Genomic DNA, 19,864 nt, shown 5'->3' on the forward strand with positions numbered 1-19,864 from the left:
TTGGTCCGCGCGAACAAAAACGTGCGTCCGCCACCTCGCACGCTTCGTTACGCTTACCCTCTGTCGCCGACGAGACGCGGGCATGGAAGTCAAGTCGCGACACCACCTCCGTTCGGACGAGGTCGACACCATCACGACGGCGCTGGCGGACAACCTCGGTGTCGAACTCGACGCGGACAGCTTCGAGAAGGTCGAGTTCGACGACAGCGACTGGGATGTCGTCCTCGTCGACGGCGACCCGCTTGTACTGTACTTAGATGGCGAGCCGTTCCTGACCGTGCAGGGTGCCAATCAGTATCCACCGGAAAAACACATCGTCACCGTCGACGCCGGGGCTGTCTCCTTTGTCTCGGACGGCGCTGACATCATGCGGCCGGGCATCACCGAGGCCGACGATGATGTCAGCGAGGGCGATCTGGTTGTGATAAACGAGGAGTCCCACGGAAAGTTCCTCGCTGTCGGTCGCGCACAGACCGACGGCGACGACATGGTCGGCGACAGCGGAAAAGTCGTTACATCGCTCCACCACGTCGGCGACGACCTGTTCGAGTTTTCGGTGTAGGGCAGTTCTGCACTCGCTTCAGTCACACCAGCGGTCGGAGCCCAAACCGGTCGAAGCCACGGTCTACCGTGACTCTGAGGAGCGCTTCGACCGCGCCAGCGCCCACGGCAACGCCGAGCAACAGGGGCCAGACGGTGAGATACGACGACAGCGGGTGGAGATGTGTCCCGTACAGCCACTGAGACACCGTGTTGCCGAGTAGCCAGAGCGTCACGAGCACCGGCGCGACAAGCGACAGGCGGCTACAGAGATACAGCGGGACGGCGGCTACGAGGACCATTCCGACGGCGGCGTAGCTGGCCCCGAACGCGAGGGTCGCTGGACCCTGCGACGAGACGTGGACGCCGTTTGCAAATAGCCACGACAACACGGCGACGGCATAGAGGACGCCACCGACGGCCGCGACGGTAATCGGAGTCGTCCTGATGGAGGGCAGGCGCATCGCTGTCGATGTTTGTTCCGCCGCTGGATAACGGTTTGTGCAGTACACGCTGTCCCTGATCAGCACCACGACAGATCAGGGTGTGCTGTGGCGATACGTTCGATGGACGAAAAGTTGAAACGGGTAGCGCACGCCGTGAGTGACATGGGACTGATGAGCAAGATCCTCGGGGAGTCTGGATCCTCTCGAAACACCGAGGATTACGTCGAACTGAACGCGAACGAATTCGAGATGACCGGGACGGAACTCGAACGCCAAGTCCGCATCGCCCGTATCAGCGACAAGCAGGACGTCATCGACATCAAAGACGCCGTCTACGACGGCGACGTGGTCGTCGCTGATATCACGCGCCATTCCACACAGGACCGCACGATGGAACACATCAGCGACGAACTCAAGCAGGTCGCCAACGAGGTCGGCGGCGACATCGTCCAGAAGGACGACGACCAGCTCATCATCACGCCGGCCGGCGTCGGCATCTCCCGGGAACGGCTCGGTCGATAAGGTTGTGACAGCCCGGTCGACAGGACCTCGATGTTTGGTCGTTCTTGTCAGCTTGTCTCAGTCTAACTGCCGGTTTTCGGGGGCTTCAATGCGTTTTTCGGTGTCGCCACGCTAAGGGCGGCAATGACTGAACCGGCGATACGCGCCAGTGGCTTAGGGAAACGCTACGGCGACGTACAGGCGCTCGACGATCTGGAACTAACAGTTGAGCAAGGCGAGTTCTTCGGACTCCTCGGGCCGAACGGGGCCGGGAAGACGACGTTTATCAACACGCTGGTCGGCCTCGTCCACAAGGACCGGGGAACCGCCGAAGTGTTCGGCTTCGACGTGGAAGACGACTACCGGGAGGCCCGCGACCGCATCGGCGTCGCGCCACAGGAGTTCAACGTCGACCGGTTTTTTCCCATCATCGAGGTGCTGGAACACAAGGCGGGCTATCACGGTATCGGCCGCAAAGAGGCGCGGGAGCGCGCCGAAGACGCGCTGAAGACGGTCGGTATCTGGGACAAGCGCGACACGCGCTTTGACTGGCTCTCCGGCGGGATGAAACGCCGCTTCGTCCTCGCGCGTGCGCTTGTGTCGGACCCCGACCTGCTCATCCTCGACGAGCCGACAGCTGGGGTCGACGTCCAGCTCCGCCACGACCTCTGGGACATCATCAACCGGATGAACGACGCCGGAACGACGATTCTGCTGACGACACACTACATCGAGGAGGCCGAACGCCTCTGTGACCGGGTCGCAATCATGGACGACGGGCAGAAGGTCGAAGTGGCGACCCCCGACGACCTGATGGCCCGTGGGACTGACACTATCGTCCTCGATCTCGCCGAGATGCCGCGGACGGCCCCGCGACTCGACGTGGAGGGCATCACTGACGTCGAACTGACCGACGAGGGGCTGGCCGTCACCGCGATGGGCGGGAGCCAGACCGCGCCGGCCATCATGCGCGACCTCGAAGCGCAGGGCCACACCGTCACGTCGCTTGATATCCGGCGGGCGTCGCTCGAAGAGGTGTTCGTCGACATGACCCGCGACGACCGCGAGTACGCGGAGGTGTCCGCATGAACGCGAATACGACGCAGTTCCTGACGCTGGTCCGGCGGGAGATCCTTCGATTCGTGCGCCGCCCGTACAACACGTTTCTGCCGCCGATCATCACGAACGCGCTGTATTTCTCCGTGTTCGGCGTGATTCTCGGGAGCCGAATCGGGGAAATCGCTGGCGTGAGCTACCTCCAGTTCGTTCTGCCCGGGCTGGTCGTGCTCGGAGCCATCTCCGATAGCTTCGAGAATGCCTCCTTCACCATCTTCCACGGGCGCTGGAACGACTACATTCAGGCCGTGCTCACGTCGCCGATGTCGAACCGGAGCATGGTGGCCGCCTACGTCTCGGCCAGCGCACTTCGGGGTGTCGTCACGTCGCTGCTGATCGTCGGCGTGGGGCTGGTCTTCACTTCTGTCCCCGTCGCCAACCCTCTGTATCTCGTCTCGTTCCTCCTCGTCATCACGACGCTGTTCGGCGGCCTCGGCGTCATCGGCGGCCTCTGGGCGAGTGACTTCGACTACCTCACGGTGATGAATCAGTTCATCCTCCGGCCGCTGGTCTTTTTCGGCGCGGTGTTCTACTCGCTCGAAGTCCTGCCGGCGTTCTGGCGGAACGTCTCGCTGCTTAATCCGATGGTATACATGGTAAACGGCGTCCGCTACGGCATGATCGGCGTCACCGAAATCGACCCGAACACGTCGCTGGCTGTCCTGACTGGGACGACCGTTGTCGTGCTGTCAATCGACTACGCGCTGTTCAAGCGCGGCTACGGACTCGCTGAATAGCGTCGACCCGTCTCTAGCGGATTCTGCCGTGGAAAAACGGGGACGCTGGCTCGGAAACTGATCTGGCCGCACTCGAATGCCGGATTTGGTCCGCTCCGGCGGGCGGACAAACTATGACAGGCTGCCCCGGAATCCGAGTCCGTGGCAACACGAGGGGTGTCTCGTGCCCCGGATACTTGTGAGCGCCTCCGGGAGAGGCGTATGTGAATGTATGCCACAAGCGTATTTAGATGTGACGCCCGTCTGACGCTGTGTGATACTGGCGGTACTCAGTGTCGATATCGAAGAATTCCCGACCAGCTACGCGGGCCGTGCCGAAGACGAGAGCGCAGTATCGGTCTACCGGCACTCACTGGCTGCGCGCGCCCGACAGCTGTCGTTAGACGTTGTCGGGGGCGTCGGCGTCGTCCTCGACCGAGCGCTTTAGCGAGTCACGTCGTGCCTTCGCGTCGCGGTCGGTCGCCTCCTCCAAGAAGTCGTTCTTGATCGCGACGGCGTCCTCGGCCGCGTCGACGTTCCCTTCGGCGATGACATCCTCTGCCGGGCGCTCGTCGATGTGCAGCGCCAATTTGTCCTTCTTCGAGCCGTACTCGACGCGGCCCGCGACGACCCGCTCGAACACGGGGTTGTCGGGGTCGTCGACGACCAGCAGCTCGGTGTCTTCGTACGCTTCTGTGTCGGTTACTTCTCCGAAGTACTCCTCGACGAACGCTTCCATGTCAGGGACGCGGTCTTCGAGATGCTCGCCCCGTCGCATCTTGTACTCTCGCATGGGCGAGTTTTTGCGAGGGGCTGTCTTACCCTTTGCGTTCACTCCTCGCCACGGGTGATAAGTGACCCCTTGTGACACTCCGGACAGAAGTCCCCGGCGCGCAGCGACGTTGATTCCACCTCGGTGGTGAATCCACACTCCGGACAGGCGAACTCGCCTTCCGGAACCGTCACGGCGCTGTCGCTGGTCGACTCGCCGCTCGAATCGTTGTCCGTTCCGGTGTCAGTCGGCATCGTCTCCGGCGACCATCCGTCCCCGTCGTCTCCCGGTTCATCCGGCCACTCGCCCGGCTGGCGGTCGCCACCGGCGGATTCCGACGTTTCCTCTTCCTCTCCGAGAATGAGCCCGTCGTCTTTCTCCGGGTCGGTCTCGTCTTCGGTCACCGGCTCTTCGCCCTCCGCGTCCGGGACGTCGACCGTCGTCGTCGGCTCGTCCAACTCAACGTCGCCGCTTCCTTCCTCGTCCTCGTCGCTGTCGTCGATAATCTCAGCGTCGTCGGCCGATGGATCGACCGGCTCGCTGTCGTCCGTGACACCGTTGGTGACTCCCGCATCTCCCGGCGCTTCGACCGGGTCGTCGACGCTGTCCCAGCCGTCCGAACTCCCCGTGCCATCGTCGTCGGTCTCGCCCGCTGACGCGACCGTATCGTCGGTGGTGTCTGCCGACGCCGTCGCTGTCTCGCTTTCAGGCTCGTCATCCTCGACGAGATCGCTCGCGATATCCGACGGCGTCTCGATAGCCGTTACCTCCTTGTTTTCCGAGACAATTCGCGTATTTCCACACCGCTCACAGGTCTCCCGTTCCTGGATGGTGATGACGACTTCGCTACCCTGCTCTTCGCGCTCGCGCTCGACGGTGGTCTCACCGTACTTGTGCCCGAGGACGGAACATTTGAGACCCATTGCCAGAACTTCCCACCGTGGCGTACTTAAACCCTGCCCGTTGGCTCGACCATTCGTGACAGAACGCTACCTATTTCACGATTTCACGTCATTAATTTCACTCTAGCTTACGAAATTTTATAACCAGTGCCGGTGCTACGCTACGCCAATGCAGCGGACAACGACACTCGTGGTGTCTGTCCTCGCCCTCTCAGCCTTTCTCGGTGGGACGGCGGTGGCGACTGGGAACCAGCCGCCACTTGCCGACGCCGGACTGGACCAGTCCGTCGAGCAGGCGACGACGGTCCAGTTGGACGCCAACGGCTCGCGCGACCCCGACGGCACAGTTGAAACATTCGAGTGGACCATCGAAGCGCCGGACGGTACGACACGCCCGCCCGACTGCCCGACCTGTGCCCAGACGACGTTTTCGCCGGCCGAAACCGGCCAGTACAACGTCACTGTCACCGTTACTGATGACGACGGCGCGTCGCGCTCGGACACGCTCCACGTCGACGTGGTGGCCGCTGGTGGGCCATCCGTCTCGGTGTCGGCCCCGACAGCGCTCCCCACTGACTCCCGACGGAATCTGACCGCCAATGCGACCGCCGGTGATGCCGATCTCCGAACGCTCGCTTGGGTGGTCAACGGCACCACACAAAACCAGACGCAGCTTACCGGAGAAAACGGGACCTCAACTATCACGCACACGTTCAACGAATCCGGTTCTGTGTCCGTCCGTGCAATCGCTTACGATGCCGCCGGACGGCGCGGCGTCGCTAATCGGACGGTTCAGGTCGCCGGCTCGTCCGGTACCGGTGGCGGCAGTGTCAGTAGCTGCCCCGGCGGGAGCTCAAACTACTACGTCGACGGTGAGAACAAGGGCTGTACGAGTGCCGCTATGAAAATCGAAGATACGTGGGTCGATGTAGATGGCAAACCAGGGCTGTGGGTACACGTCGACAACGAGCTCACACAGATTATCGAACCGGAAAACATGAACCGCATGTCCGCAGACGGGAAAGGGGGCACGTTCACCGACGCAACTATCGATGAGGTAACTGAGGAGGAAGAACAGAAAGATGAGGGGCAGATGGACTATGGTGACGGTGGCGGGTCTTCCGATGATAGTTACGAGGACACGACTAGCACTGACAGCAACTCTAATAGTGACGGGAATACCCGCCCCGGCTCCAGCGTTCCGAACAACCTGATAGACCCGGACGATGATACCAGCGAGGATGAAGATGGTAGTGGTTATGACTGGGACTACAATGACGACGATGATGACAGTAGTTCCAGTGATAGTAGTAGCGACGGCGGTGGTAGCGACGACGGCGGTGGGAGCGATGACGATGACAGCAGTAGTGATGACGACGATGACGATGGCGGCGGCTGGTTCGGCGGTGGGAGCGATGACGATGACAGCAGTAGTGATGATGATGACGATGGCGGTGGCGGGGGGTGGCTCGGCGGCCTCTGGTAACTGTGTTTAATTCTGGTCTTAAACTTGGGATTTATAACAGATAACAGCTAAGTTTTAACAGGATGAACCGAAAACGCAAGACCGGAGAAGTAGTTGTCTACCTGTTAGCGACGGTTGCAGGGACGCTCCTGCTTCGAGTCGTTGCTCCGGTTATCATGTGGGCGAACGCCCGTGGGTATACAGACGACTACTCATGGTTGCCCGGTATCCAGTCCGGCGGCGGGGTCACGAGTGGCCTTGCCGCGTTCGTCTATGTGGTCGCCTTCGCCGCCCTTATCGGTGGAATTGCGCTTTTCGCCTCTGGCGGTGGAAGTGTGCTTGATTCACCATCGACAGGAGCGGACGGTAGTGGGCCGGGTGTCAGTGCAACGCCGACCCCGACGCCGACCCCAAATGAAGCCCCGACGCTCCCGCCTGTTGAAGAAGCAACCAAGGATACAGACCCCAACAACGAAACTCAAGAACCATGATGAAGACTAAGACTCTCTTTAGCACTGTTGCTATCGCCCTCCTGATTATGTCCGCCGGATGTTCGGGCTTCGCGGGAGGGAGTGGACCAGCTGAACAGACATCGACGCCAGAGGCCACGCCTACTGCAACGCCAGAGGCTACGCCTACCGCAACGGCAACGCCCGAAGATACGCCCGAGGCTACTGCAACGCCAACGCCCGAACCAGTAGTCACTGAGACTGACAGCGACGAGCTGACCAAGGCAGAGAAGTTTGAGAGGTTCGATGATAATGTCCGATATCTGTATCGGGTAAGTAACAGAAGCGAGTATCTTAAAGGAACAAGAGCGTTCCCGGAGAACGACACGTATCATCTGACGGTTGAAATGCGGGATACTACGAACCGCACTAAAACCGTTAAGGACCGGAGAGATCCACTCTGGACGTATCATGCTATCGTAGAGGATTACAATAACAACGATAACCATCTCCCAGAGCGGGACCACACGTACATCCCCGATACGTTCAATATAACGTTCGTTACGGAGGACGGTGAAGTGTTCGAGACGTATTACGTGAAATACACCTGGGCGTGGAAGCATTCCACCGGCGACTGGTCGATGCGGGTCCTACTGGGGAAGTATGGCTCGACCGTCGAGGAAGGACCGGGCTACCATGACAAGTGGAAGTAGAGAACTGGCTACCTCAGGATTATGAGCCACAGAGCGTTTTCTGATGACGACCGGGCCGCTCAGGATTCAGTCAAGCTTATTCTCTATCGAGGATAGCCGGAAAGAGCCGGTTACAGAATCTAACAAGGACGGACGAGCGAAACGGCAAACCCTGTCGTCGGCACCGTTGTTGTACAATTCGCTGCACAAGGTGTGCATATCACAATTCCGAGGGACAAAGATTAGACCCAGCCGGTTTTAGAGGGATATATGAGAGCGAAGCCGGAGTATCGCGACCGCGACGATACAGAGGTTGCGGTGCTCGATGCGCTCGCTGACCGCCGCGATGAGGGGATGACCGTCTTCGAGCTTCGGTCGCGGACGGAGGAGAACATCGACCGCATTGAGGACGCGCTTGCATCTCTCAAAGCAGACGGCCTCATCGAGGTCGAGGACAACGGGGAGCGGACCGTCATTCTGCCAGGGGAGGGCGTGGTCGGTGAATCGCTGCCGGACGAAGACGAGTCGATTCTCGACCAGATCCGCAAGCGGCTCCCGTTGTAGTTGCGCCCGCCTCGCGGCGGTGTCACGCCGCGTCCGACGGTGCGGCCGCGCAGTTGTTCGGGCCGAGTTCGAGTTCGAACGCGGTGTCGTCGTCGGCTGTCTCCGTTCCGAGGTTGATGGCGATAACCCGCTCGAAGTTTGCGGGGCGTGGCGGGATGTCGTCACAGACGTACTCGACGAACGCCTCGCACTCCATCTCGAATGCTGGGAGTCGGTCGCGGAGAGTGCCGAGAGTGGCCGTGAACGTGTCGTCGGCCGCCGGCGTGGTCGACTCGCTGTAGTGGCCCGGGGCGACGAGTGTCTCATCGGGGAGCACTGCGAGTCGGTCGGTCAGCGTGCGATGGAGGTCGCGGGCGAGGTCGCGAGCGCCGTCGGCTCCGGCTTCGAGGTCCGGGCGGGCGACGCTGTCGAGGAAGACGCTGTCGCCGGCCAAGAGCACGTCGTCGACGGTGAAGCCGGTCATACCGGTCGTGTGCCCGGGAAGGGGTACGGTTTCGAGCGTGACCGAGCCGACCCGTAGCGAGTCGCCGTCGGCCAGTGCAGTCACGTCGTCGACGCCGCGGGCGACTGCCCGCTCGGAAAGGATCGGTTCGGCATCGGTTTCTTCGGCGAGGCGGCGGACGCCGCTGACGTGGTCGGCGTGGACATGCGTGTCGATGGCATGGGTGAGCGAAGCGTTGTGGTCAGCGGCTTCGGCGACGTACCGGTCGGTAAACGCTCGGAGCGGGTCGACGACGGCGGCCGAGCCGTCGCTGATAATCATGTACCCGAGACAACCCGACGACGGACGGCGGTACTGGAGGACGGCGGCGGCGTCGCAGGCAATCTCGCGGGTCTCGTAGAGCCGTGCCCATCCTTCCATGCCGTCGCTGAGGTTCTGCGCCTCGATGCCGTGTTCAGTCAGCAGGCCGGCGACGAAGGCGCTGGCCTCGCCACGGCCACAGACGACCGTTATCGGGCCGGTGCCGGCGACATCGGCGACAACGTCGTCCACTTCGCCGGTCACCTTCGCTTGGAGGAACTTCGTAAAGGGGAGCTGTGTCGCCGTCACCGATCCGCCACGAATCCGCCACTGCTCGTACTCGTCGCGGTCGCGAACGTCGAGCAATCGGAGCGGTTCGCCGGCGTCCAGTTTCGTCTGCAGCGCCGCTGCCGACAGCGAGGGCGGGTCTGTCGGCGGGTCGGGGTAGTCCTCGGCCATGGCGACACTAGCGCCGCCCGGCGGATAAATCGGGCGGGGATTTCAAGCCCCTGCCGCGCTCAGCGAACGTATGGACGCTGGAGCCACTATCGATGCTGTTCGCGACCAGACTGGGACGGAGCGAGACAGACTGGGCTCGGACAAAGTACTTATTGCGGCGACAGATGCGACGCTAGAGACGAAGGCAGTTCTCACAGCAGCGGTGACCCGCGAGTCAGGGCTTGCAGATATCTTCGGACGGTGGGCCGCCGAGACAGACAGCGACGTGACGATGCAGTTCGAGGCGGCCGCCGAGGCCGCGGCCGAGCGGTCGGCACGTATCGACGCAGATGCCGGTGACCCCGATGGATTCCTCGGTCACCTCGAAACCGTCAGCGGAACTGCGCAGCGCGTCGGGGCCGGCCTCATCGCCGCGCCGCTGGTCGCTGATCGGTTCTACCTGCAGGTGGTGAGCTTCTTCATCAACGAGGCGGACGAGCGGCGAGCCGATACCTTCCGCGAGATTCGACAGGAGGCGTCCGCGCTCGACGGCGGCGAAACCGCACTCGAACACCTCTCGGAATCCGAGCGCGAGACGGCAGCGGCGGCCGCGGCCGAGGCCATCGAAGCGGCGTACGACGACTACGCGGAGACGTTGGAGGCGATGGGACTGGACCCCAAACCGGTCTGCTAGTCGAGCCGGTAGGTCGCCACGCGGTTGGCGGCGTAGAGGAAGCCAGCGACTGCACCGGCGCTCGCTATTGCCAGCGTCGCCACAAGCCCGCCGCCGAGGAGCCACGACGCGCCGAACGGTATCGCGAACAGGTCACGGACGGCGAACAAGTACGTCAGGCTCCCCGGGGCGACGGCCACGCCGAGGACGAGGAAGTATAGTCCGAACGCCCAGCCGCTCGGGACCACTACCTCGTGGCCCTGCACCGACGACGAGTCGAACTTCGGGAATACGACGCCGGCTCCGACGGCGATAGCTGGCGCAGCGAGGGTTGCCACCAGTGCGATTGTGAGTGCGGCAGCAAGCGTGACTGGCGGTGTCCCGGCGGCGACGCCGAGGCCGACGACCAGTAGCGTCGTCACTACGACGCCGGGGAGCGCGCCCGCGAGGACGAGTCCGGTGACGAACGCCCGGCCGGAGACGTTGGCAGTCAGCGTCAGCGGCAGCACGCCCTCCTCGCCGCCGAGCGGATTGAGCGAGAACGCGGCACCGAACGCCGCTGCGCTGGCGAGGCCAGCACTGAGCGGAAGCGTCGGCGGCACCACTTGCTCTAGAATGACGATCTGGAGATGATACACCAGAAAGAAAAACGGCATGACCGCGAACTGGACGGTAACGGGTGCGCGCTTGGCCCGAAGCCACGACTTCTGGGCGACCACGCGGGTCGCCGTTGTGACCCGTCCCACCAGCAACCGGTCAGAGAGCGTTCGCTCGTCGGCGTCGAACTCGTGGTCGGGTTGGACCGGGTCGGCATACCAGACCCGGCCGGCAAGCCACAGACACGCGACCGCGCCCAGCGGGAGCGCACCGAAAATCCCGATTGTGGCGACAGCGGCAGCGACCGGGTGGCCGCCATTTCCCAGCACGAGCAGGACCACGTCGGCAGGCCACGAGAGCGGGGATTGGGTCGCCAGTTGGAGCACGCGGAGCTGTACCGACGGGACGGTCGTCATCGCGACCCAGCCAAGTGGCAGGATGAGCGAGACGGCGGTCCCGACGCCTGCACGGTGTCTCGCGACGAAGGCCGAACGGTTCGCCACCAGCTTCGTCACTAGCCCCAAGCTGAAACCGAGGACTGTGCCCAGCAGCACGACCGCACCCGACCCGACGAGAGCCACGACAGCGACGAGCACCCCGGCCTCACCGGCTGCAAGTCCGAGCACCAGCGCCAGAACCGGGGCCGTGAGCGCGAGCGACACCCGACCGATCTCAGCGACGAGCAGCCCGGCCGCCGCGTCCTCGTAGGGGACGGTTGTCAGCAGTCCGTCGGCGGCGTCTGGCTCGCCGGCTGATTTCACCGTATGCTGAAGCGTGAAGAAGCCGACGAGTCCGAGCAGCCCGACGATACTCGCCGTCGTCGCAAGTCTAACTGAGTGGGGATCACTCTCAGACAGGAAGCCGCCGAGAAAGAACGCCCCTGCGCCGATAACGAGACTGTATGCTATGATTCCCAGCCCGCCGCCGAGGAATATGAGCGCGCCGCGTGCTGTCCCCTTGAGCTTTCGCCATGTACGTCGCAGCTCCGTCCGGGCGATCAGACGCACCCGCCGTCCGTCGGGTCGTCTCATCGCTCACCCGGGTGCTCGCTAGTCACGTCGAGGAACACGTCTTCGAGCGTGCTTCCGGACTCAACACTGTCGGTCAGATCATCGGGAGACCCCTCCGCGACGAGGTCCCCGTCGTACAGGACACCGACAGTGTCGGCCAACTCCTCGACAACGGGGAGGATATGCGTCGAGAGAAAGACGGTCGTCTCCGCGGCCGCGACCTCGCTGATGGTGTCACGCACTGTCCGGGCCGCCCGTGGGTCCAGCCCCGAAGTCGGTTCGTCCAGAAAGAGAACCTCGGGCTCGTGCAACAGCGCCTGAACCAGACCGAGCTTCTGTTTCATCCCCTTCGAGTACGTTTCGACCCGCCGGTCGGCGTCTTCGTCGAGGTCGAACCGGTCAAGCAGCGACTCCACGCGGCCCCAGTCCTCGTGGCCGCGCAGGCCGGCGACGTACTCCAACTGCTCGCGCCCGGTGAGTTCGTCGTACAGCGGCGGCTCCTCCGGCAGGAAGCCGATGTGTTCGACCACTGCGGCGCGGTCGGCGACCGACTCGCCCGCCACCCGAGCTGTGCCGCTTGTTGGGTTCGTCAACGTCGTCAGGATGCGAATCGTCGAGGTCTTGCCCGCGCCGTTGGGTCCGAGGAAGCCGAAGACGCTCCCGCGTGGAACCGTCAGGTCGAGATCCTCTATCGCCGAAACCCCGCTGTAGCGCTTCGTCAACCCCTCGGTGACGATTGCGGGTGCTGGAGGGCACATACTGACACTGCCGTTTCGACTGTGAAAAGGTCTTGTTGTTGTCGAGTGTCGCGTCCACACGCCAGTCTGCCGACGTTACTCTTCGACCGCTGCGTCGGCGGTATCGGCGTCCGCGTCCTCATCTTCGTCACCGTCGTCAGGATTCTCCACCACTTCGATGCCGCGGTTGTTGACCGCCGACGGGTCCAGACCGACCTCCTGCAGGAAGTTCTTGTACTCGCGTTCGCACTGCTCGGCGTCCTTCTGGCGGTCGCTGGCCCGGTCACAGAGCGCGATGAGGTCCTCTGGCACGTCGTTGGTGTAGACGATCCAGTGGTTGATGAGGTCCGAGAGGCGGCGAATCGGCGAGGTGAAGTGCCCGTAAATCTCGAAGTTCAGGGCGTGGTGGCCGCCGAAGGGGTCGTTCATGTACTTCGCGCGGGGCATCACCTTCATCACGGCCCACTGGATCTTGTCGAGTTGGCGACCCGGAGCCTGTTCGAGGGTGGCGTTGACGGCCTTCCGCGGGTCGTCCCAAGCGTCGCCGGGAATGGAGACGCCGTCGAGGTCCTGAATCTCGACCAGCGCTTCGTCCCACTCGTCGGGGCTCGGCTGGGGGTGGACGCGGTACATCGCCTCGACGCCGCGATCCCACATGAGTTCGTGCGTGACGGCCTTGTTCGCCTTCAGCATGCACTCCTCGATGATGGTGTGGGCGCGGTCTCGGGCGGGATTGAGGACGAGTGAGCCCTCCTCCTTGCGCTGTTCGTGCATCGCGTCGGCGAGTTCCCAGACGCGCTCGGTCTTCTCCGCGAGGTCGACGCTCTGGTCTTCCAGTACGTCCGCTGCGGTCTCTGGCTCGTCCAGCAGGCGCTCGGCCTCGGTGTAGGTCAGCCGGGCGTCGCTGCGGATGACGGACTTGTAGATGTCGATCTCCTCGTAGCCGAGGTTCTCCTTGTCGAGGTGCATCTCGACGGTGTGGGCCAAGCGGTCCTCGTTGGGGACCAGCGAACAGACGGTCTCGGCGAGGACGGGCGGCAGCATGTGGACGGTGTAGGCCGGGAGATACACCGTGTTCCCGCGCTCGACGGCCTGTTCCCACATCTTCGTGTCGGGGTTGACGTAGTGGGTCACGTCGGCGATGTGGACCCAGAGGACGATCTCGTCCTCGCGTTCCTCGATGGAGATGGCGTCGTCGAAGTCCTGTGCGTCGATGGGGTCGGTCGTCCATGTCGTCATCTCCCGGAGGTCCCGCCGCTCGTCGACCTCGTCCTCGATTTCGGCCTGAACGCCCTGTGTGCGCTCTTTGGCTTCCTCCAGTACCTCGGGCGGGAACTCGTCGGGGATGCCGAACTTCTCGAACAGTTCCTCGCGTTTGTTCTCCAGATGTCGCGCCATCTCCGGGTCGATCTCGACGGGACCCTGCCCTTCGGCGGTCCCGGCGGCCGCCTGTGCGTCCTCTGTAGTCATGTCACCCGGTAGGAACAGGGCGTAGTTAGGGCTGTCGGGGTGAGACTGGGGCGTGACTCTCTCGGCTTATTCCCTGTGAACGTCGCTCTCGGAGAGTTCTCGGAACCGTTTCAGGAATGTCTTCTGGTCGGCCTCACCGGCCCCGGCGGCATCGAGCGTCGTTTCGAGGCCGTCCCGCGGTTGTTGGCACAGGTCGGCAAAACAGGGTTTACAGAGGTGTTCGAACGCCTTGTTCCGGCGGTCCCAGCGGTCCCCGTGCTTGTCGTACTCGCGGGCGTCGGACCGCGAGACGGATTCTCCACACGCGATACAGGTGACCGACTCCGCCCGGGAGCTCCGGGACCCGAACATACTGACACGTTGCGACTGACAGTGCTTAGAGCTTTTCGCACAGGCAACAGTTCCCCGTTCCGGGCCACACGTTTATTCACCCGCCGCCACTAGACAGGGTATCGGCTATTCGGAGCCAGGGACACTGAATGAAGCCACCAGAGACACTCGCTCACTCGACGTTGGACACGCTACCCATCAATATCGCTGTCCTCGACGACGAGGGGACGATCCTGTTTACCAACCGCGCCTGGCGGGAGTTCGCAGGCGACGAGGACGGGGAGATGGAGGGGACGAACTACTTCGCAACAACTGATGTCGACGCAGACGAGTACGCCGGGCAGGCGCTCGGCGGCATCGAGTCGGTCATCGACGGTGAGCAGGACCTGTTCACGATGGAGTATCCGTGTCACTCCCCGGAGGAGAAGCAGTGGTTCCTGATGCGGGTCGCACCGCTGCCCGACGACGAGGCCGGGAGTGCGGTCGTTGCACATGTGGATATCACACAGCGGAAGCTCGCCGAACTGGCCGCCGAACGCCGGAGCGAGGAACTCAAAGCCGAGCGCCAGAACCTCACGCAGCTTGTCGACCGAGTCGATGGGCTGCTGAAAGCGGTGATGGGCGACGTACTGACCGTCGACTCGCGCGAAGCGATCCAACAGACCGTCTGCGACCGACTGGCTTCGGTCGATTCCTACCAGTTCGCTTGGGTTTCAGAACTGGACCTGCGCGATGAGACGTTGTCGTCGACGGCGCTCTCCGCCGATAGCCCGACAACGCTGTCTATCCCGCTGGACGCCGACGACCCGGTCGCGGAGGCGGCCCGCACCGAGGAGATGCAGGTCGTGACCGGTGACATCGACGAGCGACACAGCCGGCTCGCCGACTCTGACGTCGCGTCGGTCGCGGCAGTGCCGCTTGTCTCCGGCGAATCGCTGTACGGCGTCCTCACCGTCTACGCCGACAGCGACGACGTGTTCGACCCCCGCGAACAGGCCGTCTTGGGGACCATCGGCCGGGCGACTGCGGCGGCTATCGACGCCCGCGAGACCAGTCGACTGCTGACCGCCGACAACGTCACCGAACTCGAACTGCAGGTCACTGATACAGGGGTTTTTTACATCGACGTGGCGAGCGAACTCGGCTGCTCGATGGAGTACGGCGGGAGCGTCCCTGACGGCGAGGAGACGGTGATGTTCTTCCTCGTCGAGACGGACGACCCCTCGGCGGTCTGTGCCGTCGCCGCCGATCACCCGCAGGTGTCGGGCGTTTCGCACGTCTCGACGGCGGACTCCTCGGCACTGTTCGAGTTCACCGTCTCGGACCCGCCGGTCGTCTCGGTCGTCGCCGACCGCGGAGCCCAGACGGGCGACATTCTGGTCGAACCCGGGAAGGCGACGGTTACCGTCGCGCTCCCGGCGTCGATGGAGACCCGAAGCGTAGTCGAGCAGGTCCGAAAGCGGTATCCGGAGACAGAGCTGCTCTCCGTTCGAGAACGGGACGAACCACCGGTCTCCCGACAGGCCTTCATCGCGAACGTCGAGGACCGCCTGACCAACCGCCAGCTAACGGCGCTCCGGAAAGGGTTTCTGGGCGGCTTCTTCGACTGGCCACGCGACGTGTCCGGCGAGCAACTAGCCGAGTCAATGGACATCTGCCCGTCGACGTTCCACCAGCACCTCCGTGCGGGTGAGCGAAAGCTACTGGAAGAAGTGTTTGAAAACTGGTAACCAGTGATTGCGAACCCCCTCGCCCGCGGCGGACTCCTGACGCGATCCCCGAAGCAGTTTGGTAGTCCGCTTATCCCGACAACAACCGTATATACATGTAGTGATACGGAACCAGTGTCCTGTTTGTCACCGACGAACCGACGGGACACAGACTCCCGTGATAGCGGTGCATTCACGGGCCAAACGGACTATTACGGACCGCTCGCCAACAAGCGCGCGACGCATCGCCCGCCGAATGACCGCCCGATAGCTTTCAATGCACTCCGATAACATCCAAACCAGCAAATCGATACAGCAGGAGACCGGACGGACGTTCCACCTCGCGACGCGGCTGCTTCCGGAGCGCATCCGCCACCCGACGTACGTCATGTACGCGTTCTTCCGGGTCGCGGACGAGGTCGTCGACCAGACGGACGGGCCACCGCCGACCGTCCAGCACGAGCAACTGGAAGTAATTCGTGAGGCCGCGCTCGGGAACATCGACCCGAAAGAAACCGACCACGAGGCTGTCATGGCGGCGTTTCAGGACTTGGCTGCCCGACACGACATCTCTGAGGAGACGATCAACGTCTTCATCGACGCGATGGAGATGGACATCGCACAGGCCCGCTACGAGACGTTTGAGGACCTCCGTGAGTACATGGGCGGCTCCGCTGTCGCCGTCGGCCACATGATGACTGAGGTGATGGACCCACCACAGAAAGAGGAGGCCCTGCCCCACGCGACGGCGCTGGCCGAGGCCTTCCAGCTCTCGAACTTCCTGCGGGACGTGCGCGAGGATATCCACAACTACGGGCGGGTGTATCTCCCACAGGAGACGCTGGAGCGCCACGGCGTCACCGAACAGCAACTGGCCGACGCCGAGGTTGACGACGCTTTCCGCGCCGTGATGCAGGAGGAACTGGCCCGGACCGACGAACTGTACCGCGAGGGCGTCGCCGGTATCCGATACCTCCCCGAGGACTGCCAGTTCGGCGTGCTGCTGGCCGCCGTCCTGTACGCCGACCACCACCGGCTCATCCGTGACCGCGGGTACGACGTGCTGACGGAGACGCCGGACCTTACTCGCCGCCGGCGGCTCTGGCTACTCGCTCGGACGTGGTGGCACTGGCGGCGCAACGGCGACCCCGAAGCGACGTTTTACACCGTGAGCGCCGTCTCCGAGCGTGGTCCCGGCGAGACGCCGACAGACGCTCACAGCCACGGGCAGCCCACGTGGCGTGGATGACAGCCACGCATCGGGCATCGTTTCTGACCCCCCGTTGTATCTGAACTGATGTTGCCTACTCTCACGTATCTCCAGTTTCACGCCCTTTTCGTGGTGCCGGTCGTGGCCGGACTGGCACTGACGGCGACATACCGTCTCGGACGCCGTCGAGACGTACTCACAGGAACGGCTATTCTCACGGGGTTAGCGCTCGTCTACACGACGCCGTGGGACGGCGCACTCATCCGGCGTGGCGTCTGGTGGTACGGCGACGGCGCTGTACTCGTGCGGTTCTGGTCGATTCCCCTCGGCGAATACCTCTTTTTCGTCCTGCAGACCGCAGCGGTTGGGCTGTGGGTGGCCCGGTTCCGGGTGGACACGGAGCGCTCGCTGGCGACGCCGCTACGAACGCGGCTCGTCGGGCTTGCCGCCGCGCTCGCCGTCGTTCTGTTCGGCCTCGTGCTTCTGCGCTCCGACTCGGGGCTGTATCTCGGGTCGCTGCTGGTCTGGAGTGGCCCCATTCTCGCTATTCAGTGGCTGTTCGGGTGGCACTTCCTCGTCGGCGAGTGGCGCACAGTAGGCCTCGCGACACTGGTCCCGACGGTCTATCTCTGTGGTATCGACAGCATCGCCATCCGACTCGGCGTCTGGACGATCTCGAAACAGTACACGACCGGGTACACGATTCCCCTGCTCGACCTGCCGATCGAGGAGGCCGTCTTCTTCCTGTTGACGACGCTGTTCGTCGTACAGGGGGTCGTACTCTACGTCTGGCTCATCGACAGATGGGAGTGAGCTACCGCACCGCCGTCGAACCGTCGGTTCGCTACCGGGTGGCACTGGCTCCCGGCTGGGTCGCCAGCCTCGCCGTCGTCGTTCCGTTCCTCGCCGGGGTTTCGATACCGCCCGCGCTCCAGTACGCTCCACTAGTGGTCAGTGCCGTCCTGCTTGGCCTCCCCCACGGTGCGGTCGATCACCTCGCGGTCGCACGCACCCGCGGCGAGCGACCGGACTGGCGGGCTATCGGCCGCGTGTTCGCGCTCTACGGCGTCGTCGGCGGGGTCTACGCCGTTGTCTGGTTCCTCGCGCCCGCCGCGGCCTTTGTCCTGTTTATTGCGGTGACGTGGTTCCACTGGGGGCAGGGCGACCTGTACGCGCTGGTCGCGCTGGCCGACGCCGACCACCTCCGGTCGCTTCCGCAGCGAGTCGGCACCGTCCTCGTCCGCGGCGGCCTGCCGATGCTCGTCCCGCTGCTCGCGTTCCCGGACTGGTACCGCCGCGTCGCGACGGACCTCGTCTCGCTGTTTGCGCCCGACGCCGCGGCGGCTATCGGCTGGGCGTTCCGGACTGACGTGCGAACCGCACTTGCTGTCGCCTACGGTGCGCTCGTCGTAGCGACGCTGGCCGTCGGGTTCGCCCGCGCCGACGCCCGCCGACCGTGGCTGCTCGACGCTGGCGAGACGCTGGGCCTGCTCGTCTACTTCGCCCTCGTCCCGCCGGTGCTGGCCATCGGCGTGTACTTCTGTCTGTGGCACTCGCTGCGCCACGTCGCTCGCCTCCTGCTCGTCGACGACGACGCCACTGCCGCACTCGAAAACCGCGACCCGACAGCCGCACTGGCGCGGTTTGCCCGCGACGCCGCACCGCTGACCGCCGCCTCGCTCGCCCTGCTCGGCGGGCTGTACTTTCTGGTCCCGAACCCGCCGGGGTCCGTTCCGGAGTGGGTCGCCCTGTATCTGGTGTTCATCGCTGTCGTCACGCTGCCCCACGTCGTCGTCGTCAGCATCATGGACCGCGAACAGGGCGTCTGGGTGTAGTCGGCACCCGCTCTAGGTGGCGCTATGATTGGATGTCTGGAAGAACTGAAGTCGAAAATCACGGTGGGCATCCGCGCAAGCGAAGCAAGGCGCGGTTCACCGAACGCGAGCGGAGCGAGCGTTCGGCCTTTTTCGCCCACGTTTTTGCGCCGAGTGGTGCGCTGCGCGCACCCGAGGCGGAAAAAGGTGGGTTACTTGCCCTTGCCGCCGTTGCTGCGCAGCGACGGCCGGGTCTTCTCACTGCCCTTGCCCTTGCCGCCGAGGCCGCGGTTGCGACGGCCGGCACCGGTCAGACCGCGGAAGACGCGGTCGGCCTGATCGTCGGCACAGATCCACGACAGGTCGTCGTCGTTCTGGATGGCCGGGTGGTTCGGGTCGATGAGGATGATTTCGTGCCACTTCTGGCGGCCGTCCTGACCGACGGAGTAGCTGTTGAGCACGCGCAGGTTCGGGAAGGTGCGGGAGGCGCGTTCCTCGGCGACGCGCTGGATGTCCTTCCGGCGGGTGATGCGCGTGACGCCTTGGCGCTTGGAGCGGCGGCCGGCCTTGTGTCGGCGCTTGCGAGCACTGCCCTTGCGGACGGAGACGCGAGCGACGATGACGCCCTGTTTCGCCTTGTAGCCCTGCGAGCGGGCCTTGTCGAGGCGGGTCGGGCGCTCGATGCGCTCGACGGCCCCTTCGTCGCGCCAGTCCTGCTGGCGCTGCCACTGTAGTTCTGCGAGCTTTCCGTCACCTGGGTTCTTCCAAGCGTCTCGAATGTACGAATATGCGCTTCGTGCCATATGTATTCACCACGGGCGTTGCGTGGTTCAAGTCGCGGTCTGCGACTCACATCCCGACCTGCACACGCAGGTGCCCGCTGGTGCCCGTCGTCCAGCGAGTTACCCTGAGTTTGCCGTTCGGACTCTTAAACGGTTCGGACCAGAGTCACGGGTGTGATCCGGTCACGC

At 63.7% G+C, this 19,864-nt stretch carries 22 protein-coding genes; 13 read left to right on the plus strand and 9 right to left on the minus strand.

Annotated features, from left to right (window positions below; translation table 11 throughout):
- Window positions 1–82: 82 nt before the first annotated feature.
- Window positions 83–562: an RNA-binding protein gene (locus tag Har1129_RS17455; protein ID WP_151101997.1), complete on the plus strand. Its 480-nt coding sequence runs from the start codon at window positions 83–85 to the stop codon at window positions 560–562.
- 22 nt (window positions 563–584) lie between these two features.
- Here the strand turns inward: Har1129_RS17455 and Har1129_RS17460 are convergent, their stop codons facing one another.
- Entirely contained in the window at window positions 585–1,004 is a 420-nt protein-coding gene (locus tag Har1129_RS17460) for a hypothetical protein (protein ID WP_151101998.1), read from the minus strand.
- Window positions 1,005–1,148: 144 nt separating this feature from the next.
- On the opposite strand from Har1129_RS17460, the gene sepF reads away from it, so the two are divergent.
- The 3 genes from sepF (at window position 1,149) to Har1129_RS17475 (ending at window position 3,340) form a co-directional block, all read left to right on the plus strand.
- Window positions 1,149–1,508, plus strand: a complete 360-nt coding sequence (gene sepF, locus Har1129_RS17465) for a cell division protein SepF (protein WP_053967843.1) — start codon at window positions 1,149–1,151, stop codon at window positions 1,506–1,508.
- A gap of 123 nt (window positions 1,509–1,631) precedes the next feature.
- Window positions 1,632–2,576, plus strand: coding sequence for an ABC transporter ATP-binding protein (locus tag Har1129_RS17470; RefSeq protein ID WP_151101999.1), 945 nt, complete (start codon window positions 1,632–1,634; stop codon window positions 2,574–2,576).
- On the plus strand, window positions 2,573–3,340 hold the full coding sequence (locus tag Har1129_RS17475; protein ID WP_151102000.1) for an ABC transporter permease: 768 nt from the start codon (window positions 2,573–2,575) through the stop codon (window positions 3,338–3,340). The genes Har1129_RS17470 and Har1129_RS17475 overlap by 4 nt, the downstream gene beginning before the upstream one ends.
- A 379-nt stretch (window positions 3,341–3,719) precedes the next feature.
- Here the strand turns inward: Har1129_RS17475 and Har1129_RS17480 are convergent, their stop codons facing one another.
- The gene (locus tag Har1129_RS17480; protein WP_151102001.1) at window positions 3,720–4,112 is read right to left on the minus strand and encodes a DUF5611 family protein; all 393 of its coding nucleotides are present in this window, start codon (window positions 4,110–4,112) and stop codon (window positions 3,720–3,722) included.
- A gap of 38 nt (window positions 4,113–4,150) precedes the next feature.
- Window positions 4,151–5,014 (minus strand): hypothetical protein, encoded by an 864-nt coding sequence (locus Har1129_RS17485; protein WP_151102002.1) that lies wholly within the window; start codon window positions 5,012–5,014, stop codon window positions 4,151–4,153.
- A gap of 148 nt (window positions 5,015–5,162) precedes the next feature.
- On the opposite strand from Har1129_RS17485, the gene Har1129_RS17490 reads away from it, so the two are divergent.
- The 4 genes from Har1129_RS17490 (at window position 5,163) to Har1129_RS17505 (ending at window position 8,163) form a co-directional block, all read left to right on the plus strand.
- Window positions 5,163–6,479 carry a PKD domain-containing protein gene (locus Har1129_RS17490; protein ID WP_151102003.1) on the plus strand — a complete coding sequence of 439 codons (1,317 nt, stop codon included), beginning with the start codon at window positions 5,163–5,165 and terminating at the stop codon, window positions 6,477–6,479.
- A gap of 62 nt (window positions 6,480–6,541) precedes the next feature.
- Complete coding sequence (locus tag Har1129_RS17495; RefSeq protein ID WP_151102004.1) at window positions 6,542–6,949, plus strand: hypothetical protein; 408 nt, start codon at window positions 6,542–6,544, stop codon at window positions 6,947–6,949.
- Window positions 6,946–7,620, plus strand: a complete 675-nt coding sequence (locus tag Har1129_RS17500; RefSeq protein WP_151102005.1) for a hypothetical protein — start codon at window positions 6,946–6,948, stop codon at window positions 7,618–7,620. The genes Har1129_RS17495 and Har1129_RS17500 overlap by 4 nt, the downstream gene beginning before the upstream one ends.
- A gap of 249 nt (window positions 7,621–7,869) precedes the next feature.
- A complete protein-coding gene (locus Har1129_RS17505) occupies window positions 7,870–8,163 on the plus strand; it encodes a DUF6432 family protein (RefSeq protein ID WP_151102006.1) in 294 nt (97 codons plus the stop codon).
- A gap of 22 nt (window positions 8,164–8,185) precedes the next feature.
- On the opposite strand, the gene Har1129_RS17510 is transcribed toward Har1129_RS17505, so the two are convergent.
- A complete protein-coding gene (locus Har1129_RS17510; protein ID WP_151102007.1) occupies window positions 8,186–9,364 on the minus strand; it encodes an MBL fold metallo-hydrolase in 1,179 nt (392 codons plus the stop codon).
- Window positions 9,365–9,434: 70 nt separating this feature from the next.
- Here Har1129_RS17510 and Har1129_RS17515 point away from each other — a divergent pair, with 70 nt between their 5' ends.
- On the plus strand, window positions 9,435–10,037 hold the full coding sequence (locus tag Har1129_RS17515) for a transcription antitermination protein (protein ID WP_151102008.1): 603 nt from the start codon (window positions 9,435–9,437) through the stop codon (window positions 10,035–10,037).
- Here Har1129_RS17515 and Har1129_RS17520 read toward each other — a convergent pair.
- The 4 genes from Har1129_RS17520 to Har1129_RS17535 all read right to left on the minus strand — a co-directional run bounded on the left by Har1129_RS17520 (window position 10,034) and on the right by Har1129_RS17535 (window position 14,181).
- Window positions 10,034–11,644 carry a hypothetical protein gene (locus Har1129_RS17520; protein ID WP_191906095.1) on the minus strand — a complete coding sequence of 537 codons (1,611 nt, stop codon included), beginning with the start codon at window positions 11,642–11,644 and terminating at the stop codon, window positions 10,034–10,036. The genes Har1129_RS17515 and Har1129_RS17520 overlap by 4 nt on opposite strands.
- On the minus strand, window positions 11,641–12,381 hold the full coding sequence (locus Har1129_RS17525; RefSeq protein WP_151102009.1) for an ABC transporter ATP-binding protein: 741 nt from the start codon (window positions 12,379–12,381) through the stop codon (window positions 11,641–11,643). Before Har1129_RS17525 ends, Har1129_RS17520 begins: the two co-directional genes overlap by 4 nt.
- A 75-nt stretch (window positions 12,382–12,456) precedes the next feature.
- Window positions 12,457–13,830, minus strand: coding sequence for a ribonuclease R family protein (locus tag Har1129_RS17530; protein ID WP_151102010.1), 1,374 nt, complete (start codon window positions 13,828–13,830; stop codon window positions 12,457–12,459).
- 66 nt (window positions 13,831–13,896) lie between these two features.
- Window positions 13,897–14,181, minus strand: coding sequence for a hypothetical protein (locus tag Har1129_RS17535; RefSeq protein WP_151102011.1), 285 nt, complete (start codon window positions 14,179–14,181; stop codon window positions 13,897–13,899).
- A 128-nt stretch (window positions 14,182–14,309) separates the two neighbouring features.
- On the opposite strand from Har1129_RS17535, the gene Har1129_RS17540 reads away from it, so the two are divergent.
- The 4 genes from Har1129_RS17540 to Har1129_RS17555 all read left to right on the plus strand — a co-directional run bounded on the left by Har1129_RS17540 (window position 14,310) and on the right by Har1129_RS17555 (window position 18,914).
- Window positions 14,310–15,890 carry a bacterio-opsin activator domain-containing protein gene (locus Har1129_RS17540; RefSeq protein WP_151102012.1) on the plus strand — a complete coding sequence of 527 codons (1,581 nt, stop codon included), beginning with the start codon at window positions 14,310–14,312 and terminating at the stop codon, window positions 15,888–15,890.
- A gap of 256 nt (window positions 15,891–16,146) precedes the next feature.
- The gene (locus Har1129_RS17545) at window positions 16,147–17,118 is read left to right on the plus strand and encodes a phytoene/squalene synthase family protein (protein ID WP_151102013.1); all 972 of its coding nucleotides are present in this window, start codon (window positions 16,147–16,149) and stop codon (window positions 17,116–17,118) included.
- Window positions 17,119–17,166: 48 nt separating this feature from the next.
- Window positions 17,167–17,892 carry a lycopene cyclase domain-containing protein gene (locus Har1129_RS17550; protein WP_151102014.1) on the plus strand — a complete coding sequence of 242 codons (726 nt, stop codon included), beginning with the start codon at window positions 17,167–17,169 and terminating at the stop codon, window positions 17,890–17,892.
- Window positions 17,889–18,914, plus strand: a complete 1,026-nt coding sequence (locus Har1129_RS17555) for a Brp/Blh family beta-carotene 15,15'-dioxygenase (protein ID WP_191906096.1) — start codon at window positions 17,889–17,891, stop codon at window positions 18,912–18,914. The genes Har1129_RS17550 and Har1129_RS17555 overlap by 4 nt, the downstream gene beginning before the upstream one ends.
- A 191-nt stretch (window positions 18,915–19,105) precedes the next feature.
- Here Har1129_RS17555 and Har1129_RS17560 read toward each other — a convergent pair whose 3' ends face one another.
- A complete protein-coding gene (locus tag Har1129_RS17560; RefSeq protein ID WP_151102016.1) occupies window positions 19,106–19,696 on the minus strand; it encodes a 50S ribosomal protein L15e in 591 nt (196 codons plus the stop codon).
- Window positions 19,697–19,864: the final 168 nt, after the last annotated feature.

It is taken from the genome of Haloarcula sp. CBA1129, from assembly GCF_008729015.1.
Lineage (GTDB): Archaea > Halobacteriota > Halobacteria > Halobacteriales > Haloarculaceae > Haloarcula.